Raw genomic sequence first — 14,581 nt, forward strand, 5'->3', positions numbered from 1 at the left:
CCGATCGGCGCCGTGGTCGTGCATGACGGGCGCGTGATCGGTCGCGGGTATAATCAGAACAAGATCCTGCAAGATCCGACGGCGCATGCTGAGATGATTGCAATTACCGCTGCCTGCAACAAGCTGCAATCGCGCTATCTGGAGAACGCCACGTTGTACGTCACGATTGAACCATGCGCGATGTGCTCGGGCGCAATCGTACTGGCCCGGGTCAAACGCCTGGTGTTTGGCGCCAGAGATCCCAAAGCCGGGGCGTGCGGATCGGTGTTCAATCTGGGGCAGGATCCACGACTGAATCATCAAGTGGAAATTGTGGGCGGCGTGCGCGATTTCGAGTGCGCAGCCTTGATCAGCGAGTTCTTTGAGAGAATCCGCCTCAAACGGAAGAATGGCGTTGAACCCAGCTGAAATCCGGGATATTCAGGGGATGGTGGCGCGCCGCGGCGTGCATATCTGCGTCGGAATTCCGGTGTTAATGTTATTGGCGGCGCTCTTGCTGAGAAAATATTTTGGCTTCCTGGCCGATCCGATCGCCGCACCAAACAATCTTGAAGTTCTCGGCATTGCGTTTCTTGGCGTGTCCGCGGTTGACCTGGCGGCGGCTTACTTGCTGAAGCGACGCTTGTTGAATCCGAAGCAGCTAAAAGCGCGCTGGGTGGCACAGCCGGCGGAGTTCGGCGAAAACCTGGCAGATGCCTACGTGCCGGTATTTGTCGTTGCGGCGGCGCCGGCGCTGTACGGATTAATCTTCTATTTTCTCGGCGGCGACCTTGACACCTACGTGCTCATTTCCGTATTTTGTCCGGCCGGTTTGCTCCTGCTGCGTCCGCGCGATCAGGAAGTAGAGCGGCTGGTGGCGGAAATCCTCGGGGTGCCGCGCCGATCCAAAGACGACGAGTGAGCGGACAACGGGATATTGAGATGAATCCATCCGAGGTCTCAGCGCTCGAAGCGCGCATCAATGTGATTGGATGGGCGCTCTGTTTCGGTGTTCCGGTGATCGTCGCCGCGGTGATTTGGCTGGTGCTGGAACCCCAGCGGGCCGGGAAACCAACGAATCCCGAGGCCGAGTTGTTTCAGTACCTGTTGCTGGCAATCGCCTTGATCGAAATCCCGGTCGGCATCATGATGAAGCGGCTGACGCTGGCGGGCAAGTTGAAGCCGCGCTATCAGGGCGCAGGACCTGCGACGCCGAAAACGATTGTTCAGCGCGCCTATCTGATCGGATACGCTTGCATGGCGGCGGGGGCGATGTACGCACTGGCGGCCCACTTGGTGGGCGGGAACTTCGCTTGGGCGATGGCAATGCTGATCATCCCGCCGGTCGGGTATTTGATTATCCGGCCGAAAGGCGACGAAGTTGAATCCGCCTGGCGCCAGTTATCGAGTTGATGGGCCGGTCGACGGCGCACTTGACATTTTGATTAGACCATGATTACCGGAGAGGTGGCTGAGTGGTCGAAAGCGGCGGTCTCGAAAACCGTTATACCCGCGAGGGTATCCAGGGTTCGAATCCCTGCCTCTCCGCATATTTATCTACTTACATCGCAGCGTCGTAAGCCGCAACCGGATTCCCGAATTCTCCCCGCCAGTTGAGTTGGTTCTCCCGACGATCAACGTCTGATACGTGCTTGTGAGAATGTTCAGCATTACGCGGTGGGACTTCTCGAATGGTCAGGAACCTTGTTGGCAGCCTTGGCAAAAACTGCAAAGAACACATCGGCGAAGACCTGCGCCGTTCGCACTGCCCGAAGTTGTCCCGATTCTCGGATTGTCATGATACGTAGGCACCAGAAGATTATGTTGATCAAGTGCTCGTTTGATTGGTGCCTACCATCACCCTCGAATGCATCGGTCTTGAACTTAGTAGCCGCAGATTGAGTACTTGTCTTCAGCGTTCGAATAAATCCACGCCTGAGATCAGCCAGCCTTCTTGCCCGGCTCTGGCGGCAGCAAGGCTCCCATCCGGATTGGCTGGGCAGTAGACTGCCCGCATCCCAGTCGGCATCGCCATCGAGGATGGCATTTCCACTACTCAGGATCAGCGAGACCCCCTCGCCACCAACACCGCCGTCTTGATCTGGCTCCAGGACACGTTCGGCCGCCTGCCGTTCTTATTCAATGATCACGGGCCCGGTCGTGACAATAATCGTCCCTTTCTTGCTGAAGACTACGGGCGCTTCGTTGTACGTCCCGCCCTTAATCGAAATCCACGTGCCATGACCGGCAGCGTTGATCGCCTCGGTGATCGTCCGGAACGGAGCCGCTGCGCTTCCGTTGCCGTTGATCGGCCCGGCGGGATCGACATAGAGGATCGCATGCGGCTGACAGCGATACATTCCTCGCCCGTGCGTCGCCGCATAGAGGAAGGTTTCGCTTTCCCAAAACAATTCATCGATACGCGTGTGAACCGGGCCCTCGTTGTCCAGAGGATACGCTGTTGCCGTGCTCCACGTCTTGCCCTCGTCATCGCTGGCAAAGACACCGAGATCCGTTCCGATATATAGCAGTAATCGGTTGGTGGGATGCCACCGCACGGTATTGACCTGCAATTCCGGCAGTGTATCGGGGGCTGTTCCCGTGCGCCGGATCCACTCCTCACCGCCGGTAGTTGTAATCCAAACGTTGTTGCTGTTAAAGCCCGAGAAGGTAACGGCTACCTGATCATGAAAGATCGGGTGAATGGCGATATCGGTGACCCAGCGATTCGGCAAGCCGGGCAGGCTGTCATCCATCTCGGTCCAGGTGTTGCCGCCGTCAGTAGACTTGGCCACATCCCCATTGTCGTAACCCACCCAGACAATGCCGGAGCCGTCGCCGACGACGTCAATTGCACTGCAGAGCGGATTCCCGGTCTGCGGTGGGCGCACTGACGTCCAGAGATCGGCGTGGTTCTCCGATTTCCAGATGCTTCGTCCGCCGGCAAAAACTACCGACTTATCGTCCGGGGCTGCCACCAGCGGCGCCATCCAGAGGGAATTCCCCGCGCTGTTATCGGTCAGGCCGTTGACGGCATCTGTCCAGATGATTCCTCCGACCTGGCCCTTGATCACTGCAAGATTGGGATGCTCGCTGATCAGCGTTGCAAACGGCCAGGTGGAAGCGTCAATGATGCAAAAGCCACAATCCCCGGTGGTCCACTGCATCCAGCCGTTTTCCAGCTGATACTGCAGCACCGAGTTGTCCTGCGTACCGCCGATGATAATTCCCCCTTCCGGTGTCGGCTCGGCGGCACCGCCGTAGAACTGCGTAATCCCAAGATTGTTCGCAAGATTGGTCCAGCCGAGCAATTCACTCACCGTGTAGATATCCGTCGCTGTCTGAATGCCGCCATCATTCCCGACATAGACCCGCTTATTGGTTGAGCCGTTGAAGCCCGGGTGATGGACGATGATATGATGATCCGCGTGCGCCGACAGGCCAACGTGATAAGCAACCCACTGACTGATCTTCTCGAAGTTGACTCCGCCATTCGTGCTGCGCCACAAGTCAATTCCGCCAACCACAAGGAAATCCGCGTTGACCGGATTCACCCAGAGCGCATTGTCGTACCAACCTTGATTGGAGGCGCCGATGAAGAAGTTGCTGCCGGTATTCTGGAGCGTCCAAGTCTGACCGGCGTCATTGCTGCGCCACAACTCGCCTCCGTTGCGCTCCATCGCCACATAGTAACGATCAGCGGCTGTCGGACAAAATACCGCCTCGCAGCGACCACTGCCGGTCGGCAGCTTGCCGGCGGCACCGGTGGTCTGCAGCGTGAACGAAACGGAACCGTTGTCTGAATAGTACAGATGGTCGGCACAGCCGACCAGGATGCGATTCGGGTTCGTCGGGTGGATATCGATGTCGGTCCCGGCGGAATTCAGTGTCCAGCGCGGTTGCCAGGTAGCCCCGCCATCCCCGGAGCGCCAGACTCGGCTTGGCGTCCCGTTGGTAACGGCGAAAATCGTGTCCGCGCGAGTTGGGTGGGTGGCGAGACGATTCACCCAGCGAAAGTCGAGGTTATTGGTACTTGCCAGCTGCACCCAGGTGTTGCCACGATCGGTGCTCTTGAAAATCCCGGCGCCGAAGAGCGCATCGATGTTGATGAAGCCTTCCCCGGTACTCGCGTACATGACGTCGTGATTCACGGCATCCATGACGATCGAGGTGATCGCCAGACTCGGCAAGAAGTCGTTGATGGGGGCCCAGCTCTCCCCGCCGTTTGTTGTCTTCCAGATGCCGCCCGATACGCTTCCGATCCACATGGTGTTGGGATTGTCCGGGTCTACCAAAATGGCGCGAATACGTCCGCCGACATCACCGGGTCCAAGCCACTCCCATTGCCAAATTCCGGCATCGCGTGCTCCTTTACGGGTAACCATTTCATCGATCTGCACCTTGGCATCGAGCAGGCCGTTCATCGGAATCAAACCGTTGGCATCGGCCCGTTGGCGGAACTCCTCGCGAAATCGGGGGCCAGGGTCACGGGCATAATCATCCCGCTTCACCTTGGCCGTCGACTTCTTTCGCTCGATTTTCTGGTCAACCACCTCCCGGCTGCGCGTCAGACCGTTAGTATTCTCCTTCGGCGATTTCAGGTGGTCAGTCGTGGCGGTCTGCGGACGGGAATCATCGCAGGGTGTTACCTGCTGTACCGTGACAGGCCTCTCTGAAATCAAGCGATATCCCTCACCTATGTCAACCCAGACGCGCAAATATGGGCTCGGCACGACCGACAGCGCTTCGGGAAAGAACTGCCTCTGCGGTGGCGCGCCCAGAATCACGGTGATCTCACCATTGACAGCCACGCCTTGGAAGGCCGTGAGCGGTTCATCGAGTCCTGTCACCGAGCCGTCGTTGGACCAAATTGCTATGCCTCCTCCAACTACGGCTGCTTTGATGCTTACCGAACCGCTGAACGGTCGGCCCGAGGCATCAAGCAGGCGGTTGACCTGAACTGCGGCATTACTGCGGGCCTGCATCAGCAACAAACAGACAAGGAGAGGCAGAAGTCTGCGAAATCCCTTGATCCCTTGCATGATACCCCCTATTGAAGCCCGACCAGTACCAACACGAGGCCGCGACCTTCCGCAAGCCTGCTCATCGCCTTGCCGATGATCGCACCTTGGGCTCGGCTATGGTCGGCTGCTTTCATCGCGTGACCCGGAGTGCTTGAACTGGTCAAGAGATCGCCCGGTTCAATTGCCCCTGACGAAGCGTCTGTCCAGCAGTAGACTCTCCCACTCAAGGCGACCGGTTGACCGCCCGCGGTCGGCTGAAAGGCCTGCCCCAAGACAATGCCCGGTTCGATCCCGCCGGCGCCGCTGATTACACCCGCAACGCGGTGATCGTATGGTTCAGAGGTCACCTGTAGCTTGCCGTTACCGGCCGGATCGATGCTCACCACCATACCGGGCTTGAGTCCGCTATCGGACGCGACCTCGAACGGCTCGGCGACATCCGCGCCGGTAATTTTCATGATCGTACAGCGCACATTCCCAGCTACGTCCAACTGCTCCTCCGGCGTAGAAGTACCGATACCGACTCGGCCTGTCCCAGATTGAAATGTCATGACATCGCGCAGGGCGGGTTCGTCGCGAACGATCAGATTGTCACTCTGCCACCCCCGGAAGAAGAGGATCCAGCGCGAGACTCCTGCCTCGCGAACCACGTAGCCGTTCAACTCATTACTACCGGCTTCGCTTATGATGAAGCCACCGCCACTGTGGTAGACATGAAGCCTGTAGCTTGGGTTGGTGGTACCGATGCCGACGTTGTTGCTGAAGTAGCCGCGGCCGCTGAAGTAGCCGGCGAAGCCGCTGCCGCTTTGGCCATAGACTCCGTAATTGCTGCCGCCCAAGCCGCCGAAGTTAGCCGCGCCGGCATAGGCGCCGTACGCTCCGTAGCTGTCGCCGCCGAGCCAGCCATAGTTGCCGCTTTGGTGCTTTCCATAAATCCCCTTGCCGCCGTATGCTTCGCCCAGGACAGCGATACCGTAGCCGCCATTGGTGCCATAGACGCCGGCGGTATCGCCGCCGAGTATGCCACGGTTATCCTTGCTCGTATTCCAGCCGCGGATCGCAGTACCGCTGGCAGCGGTGGTCGTGACCGAGAACCCCACTGCGGTTGTCCCTAACGTCCCGCTATAGGGTAGCGAAACGCTGGCCGGCTGCCAGGTCGCAGTCCCGACCGAGTCGGCGGTCAGCACATAACCACGTGTGGGTGCGCTTGTCAGTTTCAAACCGGTCGTCTTGACGGTGCCCACAACATCGAGCTGTTCTTCAGGAATCATCGTGTTGACCCCGACCTTCCCCTGACCTAGATAGAGATTTCCGTAAGAGGCTCCGACGATGGTCCGAATCAGTCCAAGCTGATTGAAAGCATCGTACGCCAGATCGAGTCCGTTACCCATGTCCGCGACGTTTCCCTCTTGTCCTCTTAGACGCATGCCACCCTGAACGTCGAGTCGTCGTGCGGGCGTGGTAGTGCCGATCCCGACATTCCCGCCGAACTCGATCGTCAGGACAGCATCGCTCAACGTTGGCAATCCGGTTGTTGGATACCGGCTCTGCAGAAAATGGAATTTGCCGCGATTCCAATAGTCACCGCGCTGTTCGTAGACCAGAGCGCCCTTGCCCCGCGACGTATCAAGTTGACCGGCGCCGTTACCGCCGGTCGAAAACAAGATCCCGATGCCGGTGCCAATGTTCGAATTCGGGTTGTCGAGCTTCACCGGCAACGCCAGACCTTCTTCCTGCTTCAGGATGTAAAGACTTCGATTGGGATTGTTCAAACCCACACCGACTTGGTCAGCCGGATTGGTCAACCGTACCACTGTACCGTCGTCAGTCCAGCCGCCTCCGGCGCCACTGCCCGCACTTGCGATCGCGAAACTCGCTGTATCGGCAAACTGCGATCGGAACGCGTAAGCTACGCTCACAATCTTGAGCGGCGGTTGCGTGAGCGGATCTCCGTCAATTTGCATCCGGAACCAGCGCACACTGCCGTCAAACACTGTCTGCGAAAACGGGGTGATGGAACCCAGCATTACGGCAAAGACTCCTCCGTGGATGCTAACGGCAGGATGGCTCTCACTCCAAAGCGGTGTACTTCCCGCGGAATCGGCGTACAGCACGAAAGTCATGGCAATCGTTGTGTCAAGCGGTACACCGAGCGAGTCAGACAGAGATCCTTGGTAGTTGATGAGAGCCGGCACGGCGGATGCTGAAAGCGCCATGATGTGAATCAAGCCGAAGATCATGAACGCAACAGTACGACAGTAGGACATGGCGGACCTCGCAGAGTAGGACGTCTAAAGGACGAGTATATGACGATTTGGGGTATGCTATACCGGACAAAAATATATATTTTTGAACCGAATAATCAAGAATAAGTTTTCTTCCCGTCCGGACTGTCTATCTCAGCTGACGGCGGACAGGACGGGTCTGATACGCCGCAGCAAAGCATGAGGCATTTCATTATTGACAACTTGCTCGATAAATGCTATCGTCAGCCATCTTCCATCGCAATCAGGCGTCATGCATTCCACGATGTTTGCACGCGACGGGATTTGATGATTGACCAAAATCGCCTGTCGGTGGTGAACGCAGCGAACGGATGCGATTTCGTGGCGCGCGATCGCTTCGGCAGTTGTGTGACATTGTTGCCGGTCTTTTACCCAGAGGAAGGAGAGTGCTGATGAAAATCATCACTATGCCCGGGATTGAACCAATCCTGAAGCCCTATCTGATCATCTGCGGCGTTAAGGGCCCGTTGAGAATCATCTGCGGCCATTATTAGCCGTCCGGTAGCAACAGGAGCTGTGCGTCGACGTGACTGTCGGCGCACAGCCGATCCGTGCCAAGCGGCGTCGGAAATCATAAACCTCGGGGCGGTCAACACATGAAGTCTTCACCGTACAATCATTTCTTCGCCGTAAACGGGGGTACCGTCGTCCTGGCCTACAACAGCTATTCCGGCGCAGTCGCCGAGATCGAGCTGGAGCATTATCCGCGCGTCCGATTTCTACTGGAGCATCCGGATCAGGCCGAGACGCAGCAAGACGCAGAATTTCTGCAATGCCTGCAGCAGGGGATGTTCCTGATCCCGGACCAGGTTGACCAGCGGGCGGCGCTGAAGGTGATCGGGCGGACGGCGCGACTGGATGCGCCGGTCCTGACGCTGACAATCGCGCCAACGCTGGCCTGCAACTTCGCCTGCGATTACTGCTTCGAAGCGCGTTCACAGGTTATGATGTCGCCGGCGACACAGGAGGCGCTGGTAGGTTTTACCGCGCATCACTTGCGGAAGGCGGAGGCGCTGCGCATCTGCTGGTTCGGCGGCGAACCGACGCTCTGCATGACGCTGGTCGAGCGGCTGCAGAATCAGTTTTTGGAGCTGGCGGCGCAGCAACGGGCCGGGTTTGTCCCCAGTCAAATCATAACCAACGGCTATCTGCTCGATGCGACTCTGGCCCGACGATTGGCGGCGCTGCATATCGAGCGCGCCCAGATCACCGTGGACGGACCGCGCGCTGTACACGACAGTCGCCGCAAGCTGCGCAACGGGCGCGGCACGTTCGACCGGGTGATGGACAATATCACAAGCGCCGCGGAAGTCTTGCAGATCAATGTACGCATCAATGTCGACCGCGACAATGTCGCATCCGTGTACGAGGTGGTCGAAATCCTCGACCGGCGCGGCGTGTTGCCGAAAGTCCGGATCACCTTCGGGCAGATCAAAGCCTCGGGACACGCCTGTGCCGACATCCGCGACCGATGCTATGACAATGCCGAATTTGCTGATACCTTGGTTCAGATCCAGAGTGTTCTGAACCAAAAGAGAATCAATTGCTCCGACTATCCGCGTATTCTGGGCGGTGCCGCCTGCGGCGCTGTGGCTGAAGGCTACTATGTCGTCTCACCCACCGGCCACCTGTTCAAATGTTGGGAAGATATCGCCAACGACGCCGGCCGGTCGATCGGAGATTTGTTCTCCGCGCAGCCATCGGAACAGCAGCAGCGGAACCTCGACGCCTACCGCAATTGGGATCCGTTCCAATTCCCCGGCTGCCGCGAATGCGACGTGCTACCGATCTGCATGGGAGGTTGTCCGATCTCGGGGATCGAAGAGAAACGGACAGCAACGGGCGTCTGCTCGCCGTGGAAATACAATTTGGAACGGCTGCTGGCGCTCACGTATCAGGCGGGCCAACAGGCGGCGGCGCAGCAGGCGTGAGGGCAATCTATGACTGAGCCGCAACAACGTCGACCGCAGATCATCGGCTGGGAAATCACCAGCTACTGTAATCTTAAGTGTCCACACTGTTATAGCGCGGCAGCGCGCAAGCCGAGGCCGGAGCTGTCCACCGCGGAGTGCAAGCGCGTCATCGATTCGATGGCACAAACCGGTGCGGTGATGATCGGCTGGACGGGCGGCGAGCCGCTTCTGCGCGAGGATCTCGAAGAGCTGACCGAGCATGCCGGTGCGCTTGGAATCAAAGCCAACATCACGACCAACGGCGTCTTGCTGGATGAGGCACGCGCCGCAAGACTGGCGGAAGCGGGAATCCGGGCAGTCCAGGTCAGCCTCGACGGATCAACAGCGGAGCGCAACCGACGCATGCGCGCAACCAGTGACGAGGAATTTGACCGCATTATCAACGCGATCCGTATCTGCAAACGCCAGAATCTGCGGGTGCATCTGGCAACGTTGATCGGTCGCGAAACGCTCGATGACGCGGACAACATGATCGCCCTGGCCAAGCGCGAGGGTGTCGACGCCATTCGCTTTTGTGGCTTCGCACCGGTGGGACGCGGTAAGGGGAAGGGAGTTCGGCGTCGATTGGAATTCACCGATGACGGACGCGACCTATTTGCATTCATTCAGCGAGCGCAGGACGATAGTACCCTGGTGATGTCGTTTGACGTCAGCTTTGGGCCGGTTCCACCGGAATATGGTTTTCACAAATGTATCGCCGGTGTCGAAACCTGTTACGTCAAGGGTAACGGCGATGTGTTTCCCTGCACCGCGCTCCTTGATCCGGTGTTCCGGATTGGGAATTTGCGCGACGAGTCGTTCGAGCAGATCTGGCAGAATCCGCGGATGGCGGCGGTAGCACGATTCTCGAGCGAGGAAATCACAGGGCCGTGTCGCGACTGCGACAACTTCAGCAACTGCCACGGCGGCTGTCGCGGTAGCGCCTGGACACAATGCGGCGATGTGCACGGATCGACACTTCAATGCCTGTACCGGTACGCCGCGTGTGCCGCGCAACGTACCAGTGCATAGGGATTCAGAACAAGATCGGGGCACTTCCTATCAACACGGATCACAGGGGGCCGGGCCGCCGGCGAAAACGTAGTTGATCAGGTAGACGGCATCAGCGATCGTGACCTGCGTGTCGCAATTGGCGTCGCCGGAGATCAGCGGCGTTGGAGCTGCGCCGCCGCCAAAGATGTAGGCCACCACAGAGACCGCATCGCTGATATTCGTGATGCTGTTGCCGTCGGCGTCGCCCGGGATGAACGTGCAGGCGGTGAACGACCAGACATTCGACCACGGATTGTCGGGACAGGCCGAGACGCCGCGCACGCGCCAGTGATACACGGTTTCCCCGGAGAGACCGGCGGCACTGTAGCTGTTGCTGGACACGGTTACATCAATGTCCGGTGTCGCGAAACTGGTGTCTTTATCAACCTGAACGACGTACGTCGTGGCTGGATCGAGCAAATCCCAGGAGAGCGCTATGGGAACACGCTGGCGGCTGGCGTCGGTTGGCGCCGCCTGCACCGGCGCCAGCACGCGCGCCGGAACTTGTCCGATCCAGGTGCGCCACTCGCTGGACGAAACAGCATTGTACTCATTCACAACCCACACCCGATTCGGATCGACTGGATCGCCGGCCACGGCGGAATAGTCGCCCCAGCGAACCGGCGTCCCGCCGCCACGTGGACCGTCGCCGGCCTTGATCAGCCGTCCGATGGTGCCGGGCACAAGATCTTCAGCGCACCACACGCCGATGTATTCCTCCGCGGACGAGCGATTATAGCCCAGGAAGATTCGCTTGTCGGGATCGACATAGAGATGCGGGAAAAAGTAATGCTTCAGATCGGAGCCATACGTGATGTCGGTGGTAGCGGCCGCCGTGGCAGTATCGACGCCGAAAACGCGCGCCGCTGCGACCGCACCGCCGCCCCAGTTGAAGGACTGATCGAAAGCGGTGTACACCGTACCGTTGCGATAAACGACATCCTGGGTCATCGACCCCAGCAAGCCGATGTCGTTGCCGCCCTTCTGCTGGGCATTCGGTGGCGGTGGATACGCGGGCACGTTCACGCGCGGCAAGAGGTTCAGACTTGGCGATGTAAGTGGATCGACGACCTTCCAGACCGTCGTGTAGCTGCCGCCATACCAAATATTGCTCAAGAGGAACTCACCATCGGCGTCGCTGAGTGTGACCGCCGGTTTGACGGTGAAAGCGGTCGAAAGATCATGATAGCGCAAATCCCACAAGTCGGAGTAACTCACCGGCCCGCCGGAATAGAGCTGCGCCTTGGGCAGAATTCGCACTTTGGTATAGAGGTAGTCGCCGGAGAAGGTCCACATGTTCGACGTCAGATAGACGGCCTCGTCGTAGTCGAAGCCGAGGCCGGGATAATCGGCCCAAGTATTGGCCGGAGTTGCGCCGTTGAGAGTAGCATCGAAGTTGTAGCTGTACCAGCTGCCCATCGCATCGGCAGTTTGAGACACCGACACCAGGAATGACGCCTTCGAGACATCGTCGGTGCAAAGATAGAGAATGACAAAACGCTGCGCTACGGGGTCGAAGACAACCTTGGGATCGTAGATGAACCCCGACGGCGGTGCCGGCACGGTCGAGCCGAACCAGAATCCGGCAGTAGACTGCAGGAGCTTGACGCCGGTGTTCTTGTCGAAGATCGCGATCGAAGAGTTAACGACCTCGATAACGTGATTCGGTCCCGCGGCCAGACACGGGTCGGGCGGATCCCAGCCGGTAGCGCCGATGCCGGCAAAACTCTTGCAGGGAGCATAGCCGGCGACATCGCGCTGGGCCGCAGTGCCACTGCGGTCGAGATAATGGCGCGGATTCGTCGGGTCATAAATCTCAACACCGCGCGTCCACTCCGGCTTGGGGATCGGGTTCTTGTGAATCTTGCGTTTCGGCTTGTTGGATGCAATCGGATGCGGAACAGCGTTGATCTGTTGCGGCGAGGTGATGGTCGGCATGACGGCGACGGCCGACCGGGCGTGCTCGAAACTCGCAGCGGAATTGGCAGCAAACAGCGGGACGCTGAAGCCGACAGTGATCAGGCAAGTCATGAAGAATCTAAACATCGTGGTACCTGGCGTAAAAAAGGTGCAGACGGATGCGACTGGTCATTGCCTCTGTATCGGCAGATTGGGCCAGAATCAAGTTAGCATTACAATATAACGCCAAGTCGCTCCGAAACAACGGCATTCGTGAGGGCAATCTTGATCGAGCCGAGGTGGACTACACTTTTAATCTACGATCGAAATGATCCAAATTGATTGTTGTCAGTGGCGAAAATGTCGGCAACAAATTCGTTCGACCGGGAACGCCTGCGTTGATTCGCGGTTGAAAAGAATGACAACTGTGAATGACATCGAGCTCAGATACGGGCTGCAGGATCCGGCAGCCCGTTCTGTTTTTTTGCCCATCAAGTCACGGCTACGGCACCGCCGCGCATGGGGCAGCCCCGCCGGCAAAGATGTAATTAACCAGATACACCGCATCAGTAACGGTTGCTGTACCGTCCGCATTGACATCCGGGCGCGCACCGGCCGGCAGCGCCCAGCCTGCAAACAAGTGATTTATGAGCGCAACAACGTCTGAGATCGTGATCAATCGATCGACGTTGACATCGCCGCAGGTTGCGGTTTGTGCAAAGAGCAGCTCATCCTGATCAAGCAACAATAGCCCGCCGTCATGAAACGCCGCGCCCAATGTGTGCAGATTGTCGAATTGCCCGCCGAATCGCGGCTGCGTCGGGACCTGAACCTGAATCGCGATGGCGCCATGCTCCCAGTCGGCAACAACCACCCAGGGCCAGCTGATGTCGAGGCTTGCCGCCCAGCCGGGGGTGATGTACTGCGCGACCAGGTAAGGAGTTGAGAGGTTAGCGATGTCAACGATGCAGAGACCGGCATTCCCGCAGGCCAGATATGCCAGATTTCCCCGAACGACCACATCGTTAATCGTTCCCGGCAGCAAGCAGGTGCCCAGGAGTTCCGGGGCCGAGGGATTGCCAACATTCATGATCTGAAGTCCGGTGTTCCAGACGGCGGCATAAACGAGTGAGTCGCGGACGTAGATGCCGCTCGGGATTCCCGGCAGTGCCAGTGAGTTGACGACAACCGGGTTGAACTGATCGGCGATGTTGACGATTACCACTCCCGATCCCGCACCCAGATACAGCATGGAGTCGCGACGGCAGATGCCGTCGCAGTTTCCCACCGGAACCTGCAGCTCAAAAGAAGAGTAGACCTGTCTGACATAGAGCCCGGCAGTTCCGTCTGCGATGTAGACCATTGACTGATCTTCGCTCATGACCGCCTCCCAGGCCTGGCCGGGCGTGTTGACATGCCATTGTTCGTCAGGGTCGTTCAAGTCATAAAGGCTGATGCAATCCACTTCACCGGAATAGCTGGTGATCAATGCAGAGTAACCGTCAGGGCTAAGGGAGAGCGAAGTGGCCTGGGTAGCCCGCTGATAATTACTGATTTGCGCTACAAGTGGCGGTTGTTGCGGGTTAGTCAGACTGAAGATCAAGAAGCCGCGACTGTCGCCGACGTAGAGATGCTCGAGATCAATGACAACCGCCTCGGTTCCCGAAATGACGTTGTAGGCGCCCACGTTGAATGGCATGCTGGGGTTGGCGACGTTGATGATACGCAGTCCTTCGGAGTCGTTGGCCAAGTAGACATAATTGCCGTATACAGCAACATCAAGTGCCTGCGATCCGGTTTCGCAGGCGCCGACGTTGAACGGAGAACCGGGATTGGCAACATTAACGATCACCATGCCGAAGTCCCCCGCGGCCAGATAGGCGTAGTTGCCGCGAAGTGCGACCGCCTCCGTTTTGGCAGTAGCGATGTCGGTGGTAATATGGACGGGTGCCGCTGGATTGGTGATATCAATAATCTCCATCCCGCTGTATCCGAGTGCCAAAAACGCATGCGACCCGGAGATTGCGCAGTGGCGGACTGAACCGGTCGGCGGTGTATGCTCGGCGACAACTTGCGGCGCGAGCGGATTGACGCAGTTGACCACTACCAATGAAGTTGCCGCAAGGTAGGCCAGTGTGTCATCGACGCAGATATCCCAGATTCCGTGCGCCGTCGCAAGTGACTGGACGACGATCGGCTGCTGTGGATCGGAGATGTCAACAACTTGCAGTCCGGCCGACATCGTTCCGACCAGAGCATAATTGCCGATCACACCGACCGACAAAGGCACTCCCGGTACGCGACAATGCCCGAGCAGTGCAGCCGCGTCAGGATCCGAAATGTCGATCACAGCCAGTCCCGTAACCGAATCGGCAGCAGCAACGGCCAG

9 protein-coding genes and 1 tRNA gene are annotated in these 14,581 nt (G+C 58.4%); 6 read left to right on the forward strand and 4 right to left on the reverse strand.

Translation table 11 applies throughout. The annotated features are described in order from the left end of the window. The 4 genes from IT585_02265 to IT585_02280 all read left to right on the forward strand — a co-directional run. Positions 1–408, forward strand: a 408-nt coding sequence (locus tag IT585_02265; protein MCC6962054.1) for a nucleoside deaminase, incomplete at its 5' end; no start/stop codon positions are given. Next, complete coding sequence (locus IT585_02270; protein MCC6962055.1) at positions 395–901, forward strand: hypothetical protein; 507 nt, start codon at positions 395–397, stop codon at positions 899–901. The genes IT585_02265 and IT585_02270, both read left to right, overlap by 14 nt. 20 nt (positions 902–921) lie before the next feature. Further along, a complete protein-coding gene (locus tag IT585_02275) occupies positions 922–1,392 on the forward strand; it encodes a hypothetical protein (GenBank protein ID MCC6962056.1) in 471 nt (156 codons plus the stop codon). Between the two features lie 48 nt (positions 1,393–1,440). Then, a tRNA-Ser gene (locus IT585_02280) sits at positions 1,441–1,527 on the forward strand. Positions 1,528–2,114: 587 nt separating this feature from the next. Here the strand turns inward: IT585_02280 and IT585_02285 are convergent. After that, positions 2,115–5,021: a DUF1565 domain-containing protein gene (locus IT585_02285; protein ID MCC6962057.1), complete on the reverse strand. Its 2,907-nt coding sequence runs from the start codon at positions 5,019–5,021 to the stop codon at positions 2,115–2,117. Between the two features lie 8 nt (positions 5,022–5,029). Next, entirely contained in the window at positions 5,030–7,270 is a 2,241-nt protein-coding gene (locus IT585_02290) for a hypothetical protein (protein MCC6962058.1), read from the reverse strand. 614 nt (positions 7,271–7,884) lie between these two features. Between IT585_02290 and IT585_02295 the strand changes: the two genes are divergently transcribed. Together IT585_02295 and IT585_02300 are read left to right on the forward strand one after the other, a co-directional pair. After that, positions 7,885–9,219 carry an SPASM domain-containing protein gene (locus IT585_02295; GenBank protein MCC6962059.1) on the forward strand — a complete coding sequence of 445 codons (1,335 nt, stop codon included), beginning with the start codon at positions 7,885–7,887 and terminating at the stop codon, positions 9,217–9,219. A 9-nt stretch (positions 9,220–9,228) separates the two neighbouring features. After that, entirely contained in the window at positions 9,229–10,272 is a 1,044-nt protein-coding gene (locus IT585_02300; GenBank protein MCC6962060.1) for a radical SAM protein, read from the forward strand. A 30-nt stretch (positions 10,273–10,302) separates the two neighbouring features. On the opposite strand, the gene IT585_02305 is transcribed toward IT585_02300, so the two are convergent. Then, positions 10,303–12,339 carry a hypothetical protein gene (locus IT585_02305; protein ID MCC6962061.1) on the reverse strand — a complete coding sequence of 679 codons (2,037 nt, stop codon included), beginning with the start codon at positions 12,337–12,339 and terminating at the stop codon, positions 10,303–10,305. Positions 12,340–12,694: 355 nt separating this feature from the next. Then, positions 12,695–14,581, reverse strand: a 1,887-nt coding sequence (locus tag IT585_02310) for a hypothetical protein (protein MCC6962062.1), incomplete at its 5' end; no start/stop codon positions are given.

It is taken from the genome of Candidatus Zixiibacteriota bacterium, from assembly GCA_020853795.1.
Lineage (GTDB): Bacteria > Zixibacteria > MSB-5A5 > CAIYYT01 > CAIYYT01 > JADJGC01.

Coding starts and splice junctions, on each gene's coding strand:
- IT585_02275 (MCC6962056.1), top strand. CDS start 922: ATGAATCCATCCGAGGTCTCAGCGCTCGAAGCGCGCATCAATGTGATT.
- IT585_02285 (MCC6962057.1), bottom strand. CDS start 5,021: ATGCAAGGGATCAAGGGATTTCGCAGACTTCTGCCTCTCCTTGTCTGT.
- IT585_02290 (MCC6962058.1), bottom strand. CDS start 7,270: ATGTCCTACTGTCGTACTGTTGCGTTCATGATCTTCGGCTTGATTCAC.
- IT585_02295 (MCC6962059.1), top strand. CDS start 7,885: ATGAAGTCTTCACCGTACAATCATTTCTTCGCCGTAAACGGGGGTACC.
- IT585_02300 (MCC6962060.1), top strand. CDS start 9,229: ATGACTGAGCCGCAACAACGTCGACCGCAGATCATCGGCTGGGAAATC.
- IT585_02305 (MCC6962061.1), bottom strand. CDS start 12,339: ATGTTTAGATTCTTCATGACTTGCCTGATCACTGTCGGCTTCAGCGTC.